This is a genomic window from Bacteroides sp. NGMCC 1.200775 (assembly GCF_040798045.1).
Taxonomy (GTDB): Bacteria; Bacteroidota; Bacteroidia; order Bacteroidales; family Bacteroidaceae; genus Bacteroides; species Bacteroides hominis.
This window is the reverse complement of sequence record NZ_JASCQK010000002.1, coordinates 603,335-623,219: the sequence shown is the minus strand read 5'-3', so window position 1 is coordinate 623,219 and position 19,885 is coordinate 603,335. Positions and strand designations below refer to the sequence as shown.

Below are 19,885 nucleotides of genomic sequence, written 5' to 3'. Positions count from 1 at the left end.
CCGATAACCGGAATAAAGCGTTCGTTTCTTTTCACGATCACTCCATTCACTCCGCATGATCACTCCATTTACATACCGGAGTAAAGAGCTTTACATGCCGGGGTAAAAGGTTTTACACGCCGGGGTAAAAGCCGTTACACGCCGAGGTAAATGCTTTTACATCCGTTCGAAAAAGCCGGTAAATGTAAAGCGTTGATAAATAGAGTCATTTATTAAACTACGCATTTACCGGATGAATCTCTCTATTCTCCTCATTACGGGAGGGGAGAACAGTTGAGTCTTCCCACTTCGCCGCCGGTAGCTGTAAACAGTACCTGGTGGCGACTGACGGGAATCACGGTATTAATCAGTGAATTACCGATCTTATGTTTCCACAGTACCTGCCCGGTGCTTGCTTCCAGTGCAAAGATAAGTCCTTCTTTGGTACTACTGAACACTACGCCGTCTTTTTCCATCTGCATGGATGGGGCATGTTCATAGCCGAAACCGACATTAGAGGCCCAGAGCTTTTTCGGGACGTCTCCGATGGTGGAGTAACAGACTACGCTGTCATTCATTGTTTTGCTATAGATCCTTTTTTTGTCGGCGGATAATCCGATGGTTTCGCGTACCATCGACTGGAAGGTACGCCATACAGTTTCTCCTGTCTCCAGGTTGATGGCAGTCATGGCACGTTGCGGGTCGGTGATGAATACTTTTCCGTGTGCAGCTACCGGCCATACGGCAGCGGGTGAGAAGTGCATGCGGGTGAGTCCTCCGGTCCATTTCCAGAGTTCCTTGCCGTTAGTCTTGTCAAGGGCATAGAGCGTATTGTCCCATGCACCGAATATGACTTTGTTTCCTTCTATCAGAGGTTTTGTCTCAACATAGCCCTTGATGCCGGCATAGCTCCACAACACCTTTCCGCTTTTGATGTGGATGGCACGGAAGGTGGAGTCGCTGGCACCGATATAGGCAACTCCTTTTTCAATGGTTACGGCTCCCAATACCGGTTCTCCTGCGGTCACCCGCCAACGTTCTTTACCGGTTCGGGCATCCAGACCGTAAATGTTATGGTCGGCAGAGCCAAAGACGACGACTCCGTCGGCTACATCGGGAGTGCCTACAATACGTTTCCCGGATTGGAAATTCCACAATTTCTGTCCGCTTTTCAAGGTATAGCAGGTCAGAAAACCCAAGTCGTCACCGACATAGACTTTGTCTTTCCAGACAGCAGGTGAGCAGTAAATACCGGCTCCGGTCTGCACTAACCAGTCTGCTTTCACTTGTGGATATTCTTCGTTCACCGCGAAACTGGGATATTTCACTGCTTTTCCGGAACGGTCGTAATAAGGTTTAGTGAGTGACAAGGCAGCCCACCGTTTCATCGGTTCACCGATACGCTGTTCGTAAGTGATAATAGAATCCGGAGTGACATCAAATATGCCATAACCGCCTATGCCATCTTTGTCCCGCAGGTTCGAGCGGGTGAGAATGCCCGGAATCCCGTCGTACGAGAGGAGACGGTTACGGTGATAGTGCCCTCCGATAAAGGTGCGGATATTGTAGGGACGCACGGCATCGGTGACATCATACCAGTTGTCAACATCTCCATCCAGCATGGGGTAGTGGGTGACCAGAATCACAGGCTTGTCTTTCCCTGCTTTGTTCATTTCCTGTTTCATCCATGTGATGTCTTGCGGCACTACATGCCCGTAGGCCATGCGCATTAGCGGACCGGAATTGAATCCAAGGAACAGGAAGCCTTTGTGTTCAAATTCAAATCGCTCTCCTCCGAAAATATCGCTGAACGCGGTGCATCCGGAGTCGCTCCATTTGGTTTCGTGATTACCCAGTATGACATAGTATTTCACCTTCAACTGGTCGAGTATGGACTTTACAAGCAACATGGTGGCACGGTCACCTTCTTCGGTGAGGTCTCCGGTGACTAATACAAAGTCTATTCCCGGCGTGGTGTTAATCTGTTCGACAGAACGCTTCAAATCTTCTGCCGGTTTCGGGTTGTTGGGACTGAGGTGTATGTCCGTCAGTTGTGCAAAGCGGAAAGAACCTGTTGCCTGTGCCTGCACGGCGGCAGGCAACAGGAAAAACAAAATGATTACGAATATAGAAAGCCTTCTATTCATAGATGATGATTTTATTTATTATTACTACACTTTTCAGTTTCTTGTCAGTGGAACGGTTGCTGCCTTGATGAGGGTATGCACCCTATACGTGCAGTTACTCCACCTGTGTTATCATTGTTCAAAGAAAGCCAGTATGGCTTTCATTAACTGTTCTCTCTCTTCGGGGGTACGTACCGATTCGAACGGGAATCCCAATACACAGGTCTTATAATCTCCTTTATAGGCTATACCGGCACTCAGGTTGTTTTCCGAATATCGCAATACGGTGAATGCTCCCCGGACGGCCGGTTCGATGGCATCGGGCGACTCTACGACATACGATTCCGGATTCAACTCCTGATGGTATGTGTAATTTCCCTTGATTGCAGGGAATGGGGAAGCAACGCCTTTCACTTTTCCGTTACGGGCGGCTTGTCCTGTGCGCCATTTGTATTTCAATACTTCCATCGCGAACTTCTTGTCTTTTTCGTCCGCTTTCGCTAAACGATTATCCCATAGGTCCGATGCTACATAGGCTCCCGATACGAAGAAATTACCCCCTGTCCGGCAATAATCTGAGATGGCATTCTGCATTTCTTCGCTAAAAGTCTTAAACTCCAATGGTTTTACTCCTTCCCGTCCCATCTTGCTCTGACATTGTTTACCCAAAATCAGGTCTACGTATTTGTAGTCGTTCATCCGCAGGACAGGAATGCCCCCTGACGCAGCATCCGTCTGGTTGGCGATACTATCTCTCCCGTTTTTCTTCTTGAGTGAAGAGCAGGGAGTGAGACCACACGATACAAATGAATATCCTGCTTTCAGAATCGCCTCTCCATGTACAGCCGGATAGTCGAATGAGTTTCCGGCAATTACCATTGTCTCGTGCGTACCATAGCTGTCGCCGAATCCGGAGGCGTCGTCGTCCATCCATGGGATCTGTCGACGAAACTCTTTCATCGGACCAATATAGCTGATGTCTGTCTGGTAAGGTACTCCGTGGTCCAGTTCGTCAAGGAATCCGGCCAGGGTGTCTGCATCTGCCGTAAAGTCTGCCGGACCACTGACTCGGCTAAACCCGTTCACTACCAGTACTGTTCCCTTTTCGTTGAGGGCTTTCCCGATAGAAAGAATTTCGGACGGGAAACTTTCACCTCCCTTGTTGAGGGCGGTTACTTTGAAACTGCAAACTACGCCTGAAGGGATGTTTGTCTGGTAATCCGGAGTGTCTACGATCACGCCATTATCAAAGTCTCCTTCTCCAATGCGGGTATATACGATGTATTGGTCTGCTTTTGCGGTAGGTTCCAGCGGATCGTCTACCGGTTGCCATGAAAGCATTATCCGGTTGCCCTCTATGAAGCGCAGGCTTATAGAATCGACGGGCAAAGGCTGTACCACATAATCCATTTTATATTGGGAACAGAGGAATTGCAGCATTCCTTTGTAGATGGCACGGCTGACGGTGAAACGAAAACGAGGATCCAGTCCGTAACGCATGTCGGCGAAGTTCTGGTGAGACAGGAGTTCAAGCAACATGGTTGGTACTCGTGGCACACGGGCCTCATAATAGGACTGGTTCCACATTCCGCGGCGGGTCCATTCCGGTTCATGCAAAGTGCGGATGTCTTTCACGATGTTGGACTGTATCAGGTCGCACAAGTCCCGGGAGGCATACCGTGAAGTGCCATTTGCATATATCCCGTCATAGGCAGAGGTTTGGAAAATACCTAATGTGCCGATAATGGTGTCACCATAGGTGGTGCCGGCATCTGAATGGAAGGCGAAAGCCATGTCTATGGGAATATTCAGTCCTTTTTCAGTGGGGTTGGCAGCCGAACCTCCGGCGAGATAGTTCACCCAAATTCCACGTGATTTATAGTCATCGGTATAATCGTTCTTACCGCGACTGTCTGAGTAAACGCTATCCGGTATGCCTGCCCATTGCATCCAGTAGCGTGCTGCTTCGCAGAAACGAGGGTAGTTACTGATCTCATAGGGATAATCTACACTCCCTTCTTCAGAGATACTGCGGGCGATGTTTCCATAACCACCGCCTATTTTTACAGCATCGGCTGTCACCAGACGGCCCGCTTTGGAGGATTGGTTGCTGAGGACGACTTTGTGATCGGTTTTGCCTGCACTGAAACTAAAAGTGCCTAAGTAGATCCAGGTTCCTCCTCCCATCTGCTGGTTTACTTTGAACTGTGATGTGCCGCCTTGGTGATAGACGGTGTATAGGGCATCGTCTGTACTGTTGTCCACCGTTTTATAGGAGACATAAACAGCATATCGGCCTGACCGGGGAATTGCGGGGATCCATTCGGCAATGCTTGCAGTTCCTTTCTTAATCGTTTCTGTCTGGCGGTAACTGCCTTCGCAAAAGGGATTCTCAAAGTCTTTGTACGTTGCCCTCAGGTGGGCGAATCCTGTTTTGGCTCCGTTGCTCCATGCCTTACTGCCGTTTTGTTCTGTATAAACTGAGTGTCCGTCTCTGCATCCATCGTTGTCGACAATAATTTCAGTTGTCTGCCAGTCTCTTTCACGAGGAAGAAGGACAGTCGCTCCGGCATTTTCTAACATCGGAACAAGGAAAGGGAGTACATAGCTTTGAGTGTAGAGATCTTCTACGGTCTGAAAAATACGTGCACGCTGCCACTCCCAACGGGTTAGCTTCGGTTCGTAATAAAAGCCGTGACTTTGCCATAAAGCGATGTGCCGGTTCTGTAATCCGTTTGTGGGGGCATACGGAGCAGATAACCGGGTAATCAGGGGGTTGTCTACTTTGTGGCTGAATGTCAGAGTTTTCATCTTGCCCTTTTTACTTCGAAGTGCCAGGGGGATCAGTTCTTCGATGGCATGGTGGTCTGTCCGGATCTGTAATTTCCGTTTGCTCAACTCTGGGGGGAGCAGCGCTTTTACGCTCTGATAGATTTCGGCTACGTTGTTTTCGCGGAAAGGAATGTATGAACAGTTCATGTTAGCGAAAAATATCAGTTCGTTTTTTTCCATACTGATAGAATCGATAAGGATTTTCCCGATAGAAACTTCTTTCCGGGCAGTTTCATTCAGGAGCTCACCTACTTGGGACCGTAGGTCTTTGGGCAGGTCTTGCGCTGCTGCGGCTTGTGGGAATAAGCCGGCTGCAAGCAGCAGAATCAGGGAAGTGCGGATTGGTTTCATTGTGATGTTAAGTTAATTGGTTTTCTTAATCAGGAGGCATAGTCCTATAAAAGTGAACAAAGCATTAAATATCAGTAGTTCGTAACTGAATTGATAACCATTGAACCAGGTCTCCGAGTTCTTTTGCAAAATGAAACAGAGGATGGGTGAGAGGATGGCTACCAGGGGGATATATCGGTCACGTACTTGTTTTTTAGTAAAAATGCCAAAGGCGAACAGGCCTAAAATAGGGCCATATGTATAGCTGGCAAGGATGTAGACAGCATCAATAACGCTGGTATTATTCAGTAGATTGAATACGAAGATGACAATTCCCATGACGACCGCCATGCCGATATGTACTCGTTTACGTATCTTTTGTACAGTCTTTTCTGTTTTCCCTTTGCTTCCCAGTATGTCTACGGTGAACGAGGTAGTCAGTGCTGTCAGGGCTGATCCTGCTGCGGAATAAGCTGCTGAAATCAACCCAATGATGAACAAGATGCCCACAATGGCTGGAAAATATCCACCTGTAGCGATCATAGGGAAAAGCTCGTCACTTTTTGCCGGATTTGTGATGCCCTGGCGTGACGTGAAGATGTAGAGCAGTACTCCCAGCATCAGAAATAAGAGGATGATGAAAAATTGGGAGATGCCGCTGGTAATCATATTCTTTTGTGAGTCTTTGAAGTTTTTGCAGCTTAGGTTACGTTGCATCATGTCCTGGTCGAGTCCTGTCATGGCTATCATTGTAAACACACCGGCAAGAAACTGCTTGAAGAAGTAACGTTTGTCATTTACGTCGTCAAAAAAGAACATACGTGACAGGGAACTGTCGGAGATACTGGAAATCATCTCTGTGAAACTGAGCCGCAGATCGGTGGCAATGTAGTAAATACATAATACGACGGATACTACCAGACAGAATGTTTTCAGTGAATCAGTCCAAATCAATGATTTCACTCCTCCACGGAATGTGTAGAGCCAGACCAATGTTACTGTGAGAGTGACATTCAGGATGAAAGGCATGTGAAAAGGTTCGAAAACCAGAAATTGTAATGTGAGGCATACGAGGAATAACCGTACAGCTGCTCCCAGCATTTTGGAGATGAAGAAAAACCATGCTCCTGTCTTATAAGAAGAGGTCCCGAAACGGCTCTCCAAGTACTCATAAATGGATACCAAATTCATCCGGTAGAACAAGGGTATCAAAACAAAGGCTATAACGATTTGTCCGGTTACAAAACCAAGTACCATTTGCAAGTATGAGAAATTACTGACTCCAACCATGCCGGGAACCGATACAAAGGTGACTCCGGATATGCTGGAACCAATCATGGCAAAGGCTACCACATACCAAGCCGACTTGCGGTTACCCACAAAGAACCCTTCGTTATCAGCTTTTCTTCCTGCAATGTATGAAATGGTAAACAATATCAGGAAATAAGCAGCAATAGTGATTAATACCGCTATAGGTGTCATGCTTTTCAGATTAATGAATATAATATTTCCGGTTAAGAGTTAATCAATTGTCTGGATAGAGTAGATAAGGCTTTCGCTGTACTTTGAACTTTTCGACATCCTCTTTCCATCTTGCTTTTATTTCGTCGGCATTTTTGCCCTCTTCTATCATTTTACGTACATAGTCCGTACCGATCAGCAACTCAAAAAATGGTCTGAAGAAATGGTCCCCCATATTTAGATTACGATAGGCATCGATTATGTAGGTTAGGTTTACTCCTTTTTTCCATATATCTTCGTCGCTGAGATTGCTTAGATTTACTCCATGACACAATTTATTGAGTTGTGGTGGGTTCTTTGCTCCTGGGACACTTCGAGGAGTAAAACTGTAGTTGTATCCGGTCATATTAGGATGTCCGTAAACTTGGAAAGGTAAACTGGTCCCGCGTCCCAGACTTACCGGGGTCGCTTCAAAGAAGCAGGTAGAAGGATATAGGTAGATCGCTTTCATATTCGGCAGGTTAGGTGAAGGAGGAATGGGCAGGCGATACATCGTCTGGTGAGTGTAGTTCTTACAAGGAATGACTGTCACATCACAAGTCCGTGAGGAGGGCAACCAACCCTCACCGTTGACCATCAGGGCTAACTCACCCAGTGTCATTCCATGTACAATGGGAATAGGTAATCCGCCTACTCCTGATTTATATTTCATATCCAATATTGGTCCATCGACATAATGCCCATTCGGATTGGGGCGATCCAGGATAAGAACCTTGCGGTTGTATTCAGAACAGGCATCCATCAGCCGTACCATGGATATGTAATAAGTATAGAAGCGCAGCCCTACATCTTGTATATCTACAATCAATATGTCGAACTTTCGTATGGAACTCTCACTGGGTTTCTTGGATTTTCCATCGTAGAGAGAAAGAATGGGGACTCCTGTTTTTGAATCTACTGTACTGGATACATGCTCACCGGCATCGGCATTCCCTCGGAAACCATGTTCGGGAGAGAAAATAGCGACTACATTGAACTTGTTTTCCAGCAAAACATCCAGAAGATGCTTGTTTCCTATCATTCCGGTATGATTGGAAAAAATAGCTATTCGCTTATTTTTCAGGATAGGAAAGTATTCATTGGTTTGCTCGGCACCTACAATTACCTCCTTCTTTTGTGCCTGACAAAAGAGAGTACTGCATAATAAAGTGAGTATAAGTAGGATCTTTTTCATAAAAATAGTATTAGCAGGAATTTCTTTGTAGCAAAGATAGTCTTTATTTTAATATCAAAAACATATATTCAGATATATTTTATATTATAATCAATAATTTGCAAATTGAATCTTTGTCTGAAGCTATAAGGTAAAATATAAAACTCTTCCTATTTCTATGGTTCAAATCGTTATAGGAATAGAATGGGCTTTGTATTTTGCTGAGTATCCCTGATTACCAACCGGGGATGTTGAGGCCTAATTGCGGATTTTACGCAATTGATAATGTCTTAAAGTATAATTCTCCGCAGCCTGTGCCATTATCATATCCTAAGAGTTGTTCATAAAATGTATTCACATAGCCGGATATATTTCTTTCATTGGGGCATTTAGTTCATGAGAATTGTCACGTACTGAGTTCTGATCTACTCTGTATCTTCATTGACTTCTGTTGGGGGGAGAAGTATTTATTTTTTTCTCCCTGGGAATTTCAATACACTGTCGGCAATCTACTGGTTTAATGGCTGTATTATTGAAGTTAAATATATAGTTGGCATTTGAAGTTAATCCTTTGATAATATTTGCTTTAAGGAAAGCTTCCATATGGGTATAAGAACTGTTGGTTTAGTCATTTACTGTTTGCTTGAGGATATGAGGCAATGTTCTTTATGCCAACTTCCTGATAAGTCCCATTAGAACTTATATGAAAATTAGTGTACTTATATATCTGCATCTGTTCTGAGTAGTGAATCTTCTAATTAGCACTAATAATATGCGTCCAATCCAACACAGGTCCTGTAAGTATCTGGCAACCTGTTTTTTGATATTGATAGTTTTAAAATAAGTCATAATATATCAATGTTATGTTAAATCAAAGTGTCTTCTAATGAACTGATGACTTCTATTGCATATAGATAATCATCACATTATTATATATATAAAAGATTCTCGGATATTAGGTTATGGATAAAAGAGTATATTAGATAATATTGTTTTTGACGATCTCAAATATTCGGCATATGCAGAAAAAACACATGGATTTTTCTACCAACTATAAATAAAGTTTTGGGGTGGTTATTGCGTTATAGAAAAACTTTCCGATCAAAATAAATTAAATTACAAAAAATGTTATATATTTGTATCCAAATCAAAAAAAACTGCGAAATGAAACTTATTGCGGAAAGTGGTTCTACAAGAACAGAGTGGGCATTGGTTGAAGACAATCATCTCGTACAACGTGTGTTTACCGAGGGGTTAAACCCTTTCTTTCAGACCAGAAGAGAAATTAGCAGAAGTGTCAGACTAGGATTACCGGAGTCTTTCTTCAAAAAGAAACTGGACCAAGTATATTATTATGGTGCCGGATGTAGTTCATATGAAAAGAAAAACATTTTAGGTGCTTCCTTAGTAGCACAGTTTAAAACTCCTATCCAAGTTGAAAGTGACTTGTTGGCAGCGGCTCGAGGACTATTCAAATGTGAATCTGGAATTGCCTGTATTTTAGGTACCGGATCGAACTCATGTTTTTACGATGGTAAAATCGTTGTCAAAAATGTGAAAGCTGCAGGATATATTCTCGGTGACGAAGGCAGTGGAGCTGTTCTCGGAAAACTATTTTTAGCTGATCTTCTTAAAGGGTTAGCTCCCAAAGAATTGGCGAGTGAATTCCATGAAAAATTTCGCATATCTGCCAATGATGTGATGGAATCTGTATATAATTTACCTTTCCCTAACCGTTTTTTAGGTACGATTGCATATTTTTTAGGAGATTATATGGACAATGAATACGTATATAATTTGTTAACCAATAATCTGCGAAGCTTCTTTAACCGTAGCATGTGCCAATACGATTATATGAATTATCCTATTCGGTTTGTAGGATCACTTGCCTATGCGTATTCAGATACTTTGCGTAAAGTAGCCAGAGAATTTGGAGTGGAGATTGACGTTATAGAAGAAACTCCAATGAATGGCTTAATTGAATTTCATTCAATGAACATTGAAGAACCTTAAAAATACACAGCTATATCTAAATAATAGTTTCGAACTCTTAAATACCGCATTTTTATCTGTCAGTATGAGCCAAAACTCTTAAAGTCAAATCACTCTCTATGTGAATATATAGATATAAATCTAAAATATAATAAATATTTGTTCTTGATATTAAAATAATATATATCTTTGCTATGATGAAACTCGGAAGGGTTTTGAACCTTTGTTAATAATGGACAATTTATCTCTTAAAAGAACCATAAAGCTAATTGACATTAATTAAACTGGCGAAAACCAAAGTTCTAATGGAACTTTAACTCAGTTAATAATAGAGATAATATAAAAATTAAAACCTTTAAATGACAAGAAGCCTATGATGAATAAACAACCTCTTGTGGTGGGATGATTCCCACTTCCTAATTTTACCTTACCTGCATTTTGAGAAATCAATCGATTAACAAACAATTTAATCATCTATCTTTTATGAATGAAGATCGCAAGAAACGAGGACTAGCAAACAGCAAGCTCCTTACGGCCGTGGCAATAACTGCTTTGTTTATAGGCAGTGGTAATGCGGTGGCTGCTTCAACTGCTTCCGGCAGTGCTTATGAAGTGACAGAACAATTACAGTCGCAAGCTATTAGTGGTGTAGTGACTGATGCAAACGGAGAGCCTGTTATTGGTGCCAGTGTTTCAGAGAAAGGGACAACAAATGGTACTATTACAGATATTAATGGCAAATTCAGTTTAAATGTTAAACCCGGGGCTGTCTTGAAAGTCACATTTGTGGGCTATAAGCCACATGAAGTGAAAGCTACAAGAACAATGAAAATCATCTTGAAAGAGGACAGTGAGCTTTTGGATGAAGTTGTCGTTGTAGGTTATGGCACTCAAAAGAAAGAGAACCTGACAGGTGCAGTGGCTTCAGTAGATGTGAATAAAACACTAAGTAGCCGTCCGATTGCGGATGTTGGACGTGGCTTGCAAGGAACGACACCGGGACTTTCTGTTGTAATCCCGAGTGGAGAAATTGGTTCGGATCCTACCATGAAGATCCGTGGCCAGATTGGGTCTATTAACGGAGGTTCCGCTCCGCTTATTTTAATGGACAATGTTGAGATTCCAAGTATTCAGATGGTCAATCCGGACGATATTGAATCTATTTCAGTTTTGAAAGATGCGGCAGCATCTTCTATTTATGGTGCAAAAGCTGCGTTTGGTGTTGTATTGATTACTACTAAAAAAGGAGCTAAGCAGGAAAGTATAAATGTGAGCTACTCCGGAAACTTTTCTTGGCAGAATATTTCCAAGAAAATGGAGATGGGAGGAATTGATGCCTTGGAGTATTCGGTCGAAGCTTTTAAACGTGTGGGAGGAACCGTAGCCGGTGCATTTGTTCAGATTACTGAAGAGGGTCTTGTCAAAGCCAAAGAGTGGGACCAAAAGTATGGTGGCAAGTTAGGTCCTAATGATCCTTACGTGTATGGTCGTGACTGGTATGTAGACGCTAATAACCGTAAGATTGGTTTGAGAACTTTCGATCCATATGATTATATGATTAAAGAGTGGACTCCCTCAATGACTCATAATCTCTCGGTTAATGGTAAAAGCGGACGTACGACTTATAATATTGGCTTCGGTTATCTGGATCAAACAGGACTGATGAAACCGGCGAAAGATGATGATTTTAAGCGCTATAATGGTTCTTTGAGAATCAGTACCGATATTAATAAATATGTCACAGTGAGAGCTGGAGCCATGTATTCTAAACGTGAAAAGAGATACGCCTATGCTACCTCCTCTACTACTGCTGATCCTTGGTTGTATTTATACCGCTGGGGACCGAACATGCCGATGGGGTATGATGATGAAGGAAATATTATCCGCAGCCCGCATTCGGAAGTAGCTCAAGCCAATACGGCATCACGTGCATACAACTATATAAATGTAAACGTAGGGGCTACGGTCAATATTATGAAAAACTGGAAGTTGGATATTGACTATACACATGCTGCCAATGAATATGTACTTAAAACTCCTGGTACCCGCTATACAGCTCTTAATTCATGGGGTGGAGCAGTAGCTAAAAATGATGCCAGTGGTAATCGTATTTATGTCAATGAAGCCGGTGAAACAGTTGCTGCCGGAACTCCGGGAGCAATGCCTGCCTATAAATTAGGTATGACAGAGTATACGGCTCATGGAGCGAATCCTGACCATATGTATCGACGTTCTGAGACAACGAATCAGGACACTTGGAATATTTCTACTACATATGACTGGAAAGTGGATAAGAATAATGCGTTTAAGTTCTTGGTCGGCATGAACCGGGTGACTTATGATGAAGAATACAACTGGTCGCGGAAAGGTGACTTATCTGATATTACCAATCCACAGTTTGACCTCGCTGTAGGTTTACAAGAGGCAAGTGGAGGATACGATTGGGAGGGTCAACTCGGGTTCTTCGGACGTATCAATTACGCTTTAAAGGATAGATACTTATTGGAGGCTAATCTCCGTTATGATGCAACTTCCAAATTTCCGGATAACTTGCAATGGCGATGGTTCCCATCTTTTTCAGCCGGATGGCGTGCAAGTGAAGAAGCTTTCATGCAGTGGATGAAACCTGCTGTCACATCATTGAAATTCAGAGGGTCGTGGGGTATTATCGGTGACCAGACTGTATCCAATTCTTTATATATCCCCACCATGTCTACCGGTCAACTGAATTGGCTGGACGAGAGTGGAAATAAGCTGGTTTATGTAAGTACACCCAGTGCAGTGGCAAGTAACATCACTTGGCAGGACATTCAGACTGTCGATGTTGGCTTGGATGCACGTTTTCTGGATGGCGAACTCGGTTTAACTGTTGACTGGTATCAACGTGATACAAAAAATATGATTGTCCCGGGTGCCGGTGTTACTTTGGCGTTTGGTACCGGAGCCCCGAAAGGAAATTTTGGATCTTTGAGAACCAGAGGATGGGAAATCGCACTTGATTACAATCACCGTTTTTCTAACGGATTAGGTATAAATGCGATGGCTACCCTGTCTGATGCTGAAACAGAGATTACAAAATATAGTGATACCCGGGTCGTTAGTGATTGGTATGTTGGTAAAAAGTATGGAGAGATCTGGGGATATCAGACGGAACGTCTATATCAGAAAGATGATTTCGTATATAATGGAGATCAGATTGTGACAACTTGGGCTTTGAATGGTAAAGAAGTTGCTCAGGGAACTAAAGGTGCTAAAAAAGTGAATAAACTGAAAGGGGATAATCCTGTTTATCAGGACTTTTTGCAGAGTGGCAACTTTGTTTTTGGTCCGGGTGACGTAAAATTTGCTGATTTGAATGGCGACGGATTGATTGATTCCGGAAGTGGAACAGTCGATGATCCGGGTGACCGTAAAGTAATCGGTAATTCTACTCCGCGCTACGAATATGGTTTCCGTTTGGGAGCCGACTATAAGGGGTTTGATTTTTCTGTATTCTTCCAAGGTGTTGGCAAACGCGAAGTTTGGGGTAATGGTTTTCTTGCCATTGCCGGATATAACTCTTCGGATGGTGCCATGCCTCAGGCTATTGCCGGAAATTATTGGCGGGAAGACCGTACTGATGCTTTTTATCCGCGTCCTTACAATTTAGCCGGTTCCAATAACTCTTTGAATATGGTAACTCAGTCGCGTTACCTTCTCGATATGTCTTATTTGAGAATGAAAAATATCACGATAGGTTACTCCATACCTGCCGATATCCTACGAAAAGTGCGGATGCAGAAAGCGCGTATCTATATGTCTTTAGAGAACTTTGTGACTTGGGATAATTTGAATGGTCTGCCTATCGATCCGGAAGAGGTACAAGGATTTTCGATGTTTAATACAGATAATTATAATTCGGGTCGTACCGGTGTCGGAACTCCTACCTTTAAGAGCTTGTCCGTTGGTATTCAGTTGAATTTCTAAAATAAAGAAGAATATGAAAAAATATATATTTACTTTACTTTCACTTGCCGCACTGAGTTTCACCAGTTGCGATGATGTGTTAGATCGTCCTCAGTTGACAAAACCGGTTGATACGAACTATTGGCGAAGCGAAACAGATTTCCGTCTGTATGCCAATGAATGTTATCCTAATTACTTTGTTGGCTATAACAATACATGGGGAGTGGATTATGCTCCGTTGCGTGGATATTATTTTTCGGATGATAACGCATGGGCAGGAAAGCAGTCTGTGATGGAAAATGCCGTTCCGTCCAGCAGGGGATCGAGCAGCTTGTCTACTGGTAGCGACCTTTGGTTGACTAAGTATGGAAGTGCAACTTGGAATTTTGCATGGGTACGTAAAATTAATACGATGATCGACAGACTTGATATGTATGGCAAAGTAAATCTGACAGAAGAAGCATACAATCACTGGATGGGGGTTGCCCGCTTCTTCCGGGCATTCGAATATCATCGTTTGGTCTGGTCTTTTGGAGACGTCCCCTATTTTGATAAGGTTTTTTTGGAGACAGACGCAGCTCAAATGTATAAAGACAGGACGCCGAGAGCTGAAGTCATGGAGAAGGTTTATGACGATTTGAAGTTTGCTTTTGAGAATCTTCGTTTGTCAGACGGTGCGATGTATTTGAATAAAGACATAGCAGCCGGCTTTATTACCCGGATTATGTTGTATGAAGGCACTTGGCAGAAATATCATAATTTAGATCAGGCATTGGCAAAAAAATATCTGGAATTTGCCAAGGAAGCGGGTGATTATGTGATTGGTACCGGGAAATATGCGATTTCCGGAGATTTCAGAAGCCTGTTCGGTTCTCAGGACTTGAAGGGACACAAAGAGATGTTGATGTACAGGCACTATGATGCTGCGAATGCGACACATCACGTGGCTTCTTATTCGAATGGTTACGAGGGGCAGTCCCCGTCTCCTAATCTGGCATTGGCTAAGTCATTCTTATGTAATGATGGTAAACCGTATGAAGCATCAGCAGTGCCTGATGCCGCGAAACTGGATATCAAACACATGGTTAAAACCCGTGATCCCCGTTTTGAAGCTACCTTCTGGGATGAACCGAGAGTACAGGCCAGTACGCTTTTATACGCTTGTAAATTTATCGACCGCACCGGGCCAACATACTGGAATGCTGCAACTATACCACCTCAGTACGGAAGCATGACCAACACCAACGATGCTCCTGTTATGCGTTATTCCGAAGTGCTTTTGAACTGGATAGAAGCTAAAGCAGAGTTGGCAATCATGGGAGAAGCGGCAGTCACACAAGGTGATATTGATATTTCAATCAATGCGATTCGCAATAGAGATCTGGACGCTGAGGCTATTGCTAAAGGGGTACAGAAAACAGCTCCGATGAAACTTGCCGATATCACTGAAGCTTTTGCACCCGATCGTGATGCCGATGTGCCTGCTTTGATTTGGGAGATCCGTCGTGAACGTCGTATGGAATTTGTATACGAGCATACTCGTTTGGCTGATATCAGACGTTGGAAGAAACTCGACTATATGGATAATAATAAATACCCGGATACGATGTTAGGATTGTGGATTAACCTGAAAGAAGAACTTCCTTCATATCTGGAACAGGGTAAAGACGGAAAGTATACCGCTTATCAGGTTCGTAAGATGGACGGTACCGTGGTTACTTATGATGGTAGTAATGCTGACGATATGGTTGGCTTCTTTGTTCCGCTGAAGGCGGTAGCCCGTGATGTGTTTGGCGATGAATGTTATTTGGCTCCTGTGGGCAAAGCACAAATCGATCAGTATGCCGATCAGGGTTATAAATTGAGTCAAACTCCCGGTTGGGAGAATAAGTAAATAAAAAGGGGAAGCACCGCTTCCCCTTTTTTGATTTGATATGAATATTTTGGCTTATCCGATATTTCCTTCTTTAATCAGGTATTCGGCAATCTGAACAGCGTTCAGTGCGGCACCTTTCTTAATCTGGTCACCTACAATCCAGAAAGTCAGTCCGCAGTCATTGGTCAAGTCTTTGCGGATACGGCCAACGTAAACAGGGTCTTTGCCTGCCAGGAACAGCGGCATCGGATAGTCTTTTTCTGCCGGATTGTCCTGAAGTACCAATCCTTCGCCTTTGGCAAAAGCTTCACGAGCCTCTTCTACGGAAATAGGACGTTCTGTTTCTACCCAGATGCTTTCGGAATGTGCACGAAGTGCCGGAACACGTACGCAAGTAGCACTAACCTTTACGTCAGAATGCATGATTTTGCGGGTTTCGTTAAACATCTTCATTTCTTCTTTTGTATATCCGTTTTCTGTAAATACGTCAATCTGAGGAATCAGATTGAAAGCCAGTTGGTATGCAAACTTCTCAACAGTGACAGGTTCATTGGCCAAAACCTGGCGATACTGTTCATAAAGTTCGTCCATAGCGGCTGCGCCGGCACCACTGGCTGCCTGATAAGTAGATACATGCACGGTTTTTATATGAGAAAGCTCTTCGATGGCTTTCAGTGCGACAACCATCTGGATGGTTGTGCAATTCGGGTTAGCGATCACGCCGCGCGGACGATCTTTAGCATCGGCTGCATTCACTTCGGGCACCACCAAAGGTACATCTGCATCCATACGGAAAGCGCTGGAATTATCGATCATTACCGCACCATATTGGGTAATGGTTTTCTCGAACTCCTTAGATGTGCCTGCACCGGCCGAAGTGAAAGCAATGTCCACCCCTTTAAAGTCATCGTTGTGTTGCAGAAGTTTGACCTCGATCTGTTTACCGCGGAAAGTATATTTGGTCCCGGCACTACGTTTAGAGCCGAACAAAACTAACTCGTCCAACGGGAAATTTCTCTCATCGAGCACGCGCAGGAACTCTTGTCCTACGGCTCCGCTTACGCCAACAATAGCTACTTTCATCTTTTTCTTTTGTTTTATGTGAATACTCATCCTCTACAATTTAAATCAATCGTAAGGATTTGGCTGCAAAATTATAACATTTTGCAATATAATAAGCATTTTAGGGAGAAGATTTCTCATTGAAAATCTCTTTCCTAATGAATTGGCGGTGTGATAACTTTTTTGTTATTTTGCAGTTAAATACAAAAATCCCGATATATGCACTGGTTTGATCTCAGTTTACAACTTCCGATAACAGACCCTACATGGGTGTTTTTCTTGGTTCTGATCATTATTCTATTTGCGCCGATGATACTGGGACGCTTGCATATCCCCCATATCATTGGTATGATTCTGGCCGGGGTAGTTATTGGTGAATATGGTTTCAATGTTCTCGAACGGGATAGTAGTTTTGAGCTGTTTGGGAAAGTGGGACTCTACTATATCATGTTTCTGGCCGGGCTGGAGATGGACATGGAAGATTTTAAGAAGAACCGGACCAAAGGGCTGGTCTTCGGATGGTTTACATTTATTATTCCGATGGCATTGGGCGTATGGAGCAGTATGGAGTTGTTGGGGTATGGATTTACCACAGCTGTGCTCTTGGCCAGCATGTATGCTTCCCATACATTGATTGCCTATCCCATTATCAGTCGTTATGGGCTATCTAAGCTAAGAAGTGTAAATATAACGATTGGGGGGACAGCCGTAACCGTTACTTTGGCTTTGATTATTCTGGCTGTCATTGGAGGTATGTATAAAGGGACTGTCGACGGCATGTTCTGGATTCTGCTGGTGGCAAAGGTTGCATTCCTGAGTTTTTTGATCGTATTCTTTTTTCCGCGTATCGGCCGTTGGTTTTTCCGTAAGTACGATGATAGCGTGATGCAATTTGTTTTTGTACTTGCAATGGTGTTTTTGGGTAGCGGCTTGATGGAGTTTGTTGGCATGGAGGGCATTTTGGGGGCTTTCCTTGCAGGGTTGGTACTGAATCGTCTCATTCCGCATGTCTCTCCTTTGATGAATCGTTTGGAATTTGTCGGAAACGCTTTGTTTATTCCCTATTTTCTTATTGGTGTGGGGATGATTATTGATGTCCGCACTTTGTTTGCCGGAGGCGAAGCTTTAAAGGTTGCGGTAGTGATGACGGTATTCGCTACTTTGAGTAAATGGCTCGCTGCCTGGATTACACAGAAGATTTATCGTATGCAGCCCAATGAGCGGAGCATGATGTTCGGTTTGAGCAATGCGCAGGCGGCTGCTACTCTGGCAGCAGTGCTGATAGGGCATGGCATTATAATGGAGAATGGGGAACGTTTGCTGAATGACGATGTGCTGAACGGTACGGTGGTGATGATTCTCTTTACATGCGTAATCAGCTCACTTGTGACCGAACGCTCTGCACGACGTTTCGCTTTGCATGAAGAGATGCAGTTCGAAGATAACAAGGAGAAAACAGAACAGGAACAAATCCTGATTCCGGTAGCGAATCCGGATACTATTGAAGAGCTGATTAACCTCGCATTGGTTATCAGAGATACCAAACAGAAGAAAGAACTGATTGCACTCAACGTAATTAATGATAATAACAACTCGGAAAATAAGGAGTTACAGGGTAAACGGAATCTGGAAAAAGCAGCAATGATTGCTGCCGCTGCCGATGTTTCGGTTAATATGGTGAGTCGTTACGACCTTAATATTGCTTCAGGCATTATCCATACCATTAAAGAGTATGATGCGACGGACGTAGTAATCGGTCTGCACCGTAAGGCAAATATTGTCGATTCATTCTTTGGTAATCTGGCTGAGAGTTTGCTGAAAGGTACTCACCGGGAAGTGATTATTGCCAAGTTCCTTATGCCGGTCAATACACTTCGGCGGATCATTATTGCCGTACCCCCAAAAGCTGAATACGAGACCGGGTTCTCTAAATGGGTGGAACATTTCTGCCGTATGGGAAGTCTGTTGGGTTGTCGGGTACATTTTTTTGCCAATGAGCAGACCCTGATGCGGTTGCAGCAGTTAGTGAAGAAGAAGTATGGAAGTACTCCCACCGAATTTTCCAGACTGGATGAATGGGACGACCTGCTTTTGCTGACCGGGCAAGTGAATTTTGATCATTTGTTAGTGATTATCAGTGCGCGGCGCGGATCTATTTCGTATGATCCTGCGTTTGAGCGGTTACCCAACCAGCTTAGCAAATATTTTTCTAACAACAGCTTGATCATCCTGTATCCCGATCAGTTTGGCGAGCCTCAGGAGATAGTTTCTTTTTCTGATCCACGGGGGTACAACGAATCTCAGCATTACGATAAGGTAGGTAAATGGTTCTATAAATGGTTAAAAAAGAATTGATGGAAAACTGGCAGCAGAGAACTAAACTTCTTTTAGGAGAAGAGAAAACGGAACGTTTAAGAAAATCACATGTGTTGGTTGTTGGGTTAGGTGGAGTAGGCGCTTATGCGGCCGAAATGATTTGCCGTGCAGGTGTAGGCCGAATGACGATAGTGGATGCCGATACTGTGCAACCTACTAATATCAACCGCCAGCTACTGGCTACGCATGCCACCTTGGGTATGGAGAAAGCAAAGGTGCTGGAAGTAAGATTCAGGGATATTAATCCGGAGATAGAGTTGAACGTATTGCCTGTTTATCTGAAAGACGAAAATATACCGGAGTTGCTGGATGCCTCAAAATACGATTTTATAGTTGATGCCATTGATACCATCAGTCCGAAGTGTTACTTGATTTATCACGCTCTTCAGCGCCGTATAAAGATAGTATCGAGTATGGGTGCCGGAGCGAAAAGTGATATCACTCAGGTGCGTTTTGCCGATCTTTGGGATACGTATCATTGCGGTCTTAGCAAAGCTGTCCGCAAACGTCTGCAAAAGATGGGAGTGAAACGTAAGTTGCCCGTCGTCTTTAGTACGGAACAAGCCGATCCGAAAGCAGTATTGCTGACGGAGGACGAGAGAAATAAGAAATCGACTTGTGGAACAGTGAGTTATATGCCGGCTGTGTTTGGCTGTTATCTGGCAGAGTACGTTATAAAAAGATTGTAAGATT

Annotated in this window: 10 protein-coding genes; 5 read left to right on the top strand and 5 right to left on the bottom strand. The window is 43.6% G+C overall.

Going from position 1 to position 19,885, the window contains the following annotated elements:
- Window positions 1-254: 254 nt before the first annotated feature.
- The 4 genes from QK890_RS08985 to QK890_RS08970 form a co-directional block, all read right to left on the bottom strand.
- A complete protein-coding gene (locus tag QK890_RS08985; protein ID WP_101604182.1) occupies window positions 255-2,126 on the bottom strand; it encodes a PQQ-binding-like beta-propeller repeat protein in 1,872 nt (623 codons plus the stop codon).
- 111 nt (window positions 2,127-2,237) lie between these two features.
- Window positions 2,238-5,288, bottom strand: coding sequence for a xanthan lyase (locus QK890_RS08980; protein WP_223129596.1), 3,051 nt, complete (start codon window positions 5,286-5,288; stop codon window positions 2,238-2,240).
- 12 nt (window positions 5,289-5,300) lie between these two features.
- The gene (locus QK890_RS08975) at window positions 5,301-6,749 is read right to left on the bottom strand and encodes a sodium:solute symporter (RefSeq protein WP_032540327.1); all 1,449 of its coding nucleotides are present in this window, start codon (window positions 6,747-6,749) and stop codon (window positions 5,301-5,303) included.
- 43 nt (window positions 6,750-6,792) lie between these two features.
- A complete protein-coding gene (locus tag QK890_RS08970; protein WP_005811900.1) occupies window positions 6,793-7,962 on the bottom strand; it encodes an exo-beta-N-acetylmuramidase NamZ domain-containing protein in 1,170 nt (389 codons plus the stop codon).
- Between the two features lie 1,143 nt (window positions 7,963-9,105).
- Between QK890_RS08970 and QK890_RS08965 the strand changes: the two genes are divergently transcribed.
- The 3 genes from QK890_RS08965 to QK890_RS08955 all read left to right on the top strand — a co-directional run bounded on the left by QK890_RS08965 (window position 9,106) and on the right by QK890_RS08955 (window position 15,772).
- Entirely contained in the window at window positions 9,106-9,954 is an 849-nt protein-coding gene (locus QK890_RS08965; RefSeq protein WP_367627307.1) for a hypothetical protein, read from the top strand.
- 462 nt (window positions 9,955-10,416) lie between these two features.
- On the top strand, window positions 10,417-13,899 hold the full coding sequence (locus tag QK890_RS08960) for a TonB-dependent receptor (protein ID WP_022011020.1): 3,483 nt from the start codon (window positions 10,417-10,419) through the stop codon (window positions 13,897-13,899).
- Window positions 13,900-13,912: 13 nt separating this feature from the next.
- Window positions 13,913-15,772 (top strand): RagB/SusD family nutrient uptake outer membrane protein, encoded by a 1,860-nt coding sequence (locus QK890_RS08955; protein ID WP_032540326.1) that lies wholly within the window; start codon window positions 13,913-13,915, stop codon window positions 15,770-15,772.
- 54 nt (window positions 15,773-15,826) lie between these two features.
- On the opposite strand, the gene QK890_RS08950 is transcribed toward QK890_RS08955, so the two are convergent.
- Window positions 15,827-16,837: an aspartate-semialdehyde dehydrogenase gene (locus tag QK890_RS08950; RefSeq protein WP_005779051.1), complete on the bottom strand. Its 1,011-nt coding sequence runs from the start codon at window positions 16,835-16,837 to the stop codon at window positions 15,827-15,829.
- Between the two features lie 198 nt (window positions 16,838-17,035).
- On the opposite strand from QK890_RS08950, the gene QK890_RS08945 reads away from it, so the two are divergent.
- Window positions 17,036-19,171, top strand: coding sequence for a cation:proton antiporter (locus QK890_RS08945; RefSeq protein ID WP_032531108.1), 2,136 nt, complete (start codon window positions 17,036-17,038; stop codon window positions 19,169-19,171).
- Window positions 19,153-19,881, top strand: coding sequence for a ThiF family adenylyltransferase (locus QK890_RS08940; RefSeq protein WP_080715586.1), 729 nt, complete (start codon window positions 19,153-19,155; stop codon window positions 19,879-19,881). The genes QK890_RS08945 and QK890_RS08940 overlap by 19 nt, the downstream gene beginning before the upstream one ends.
- The last annotated feature ends 4 nt before the right edge of the window (window positions 19,882-19,885 follow it).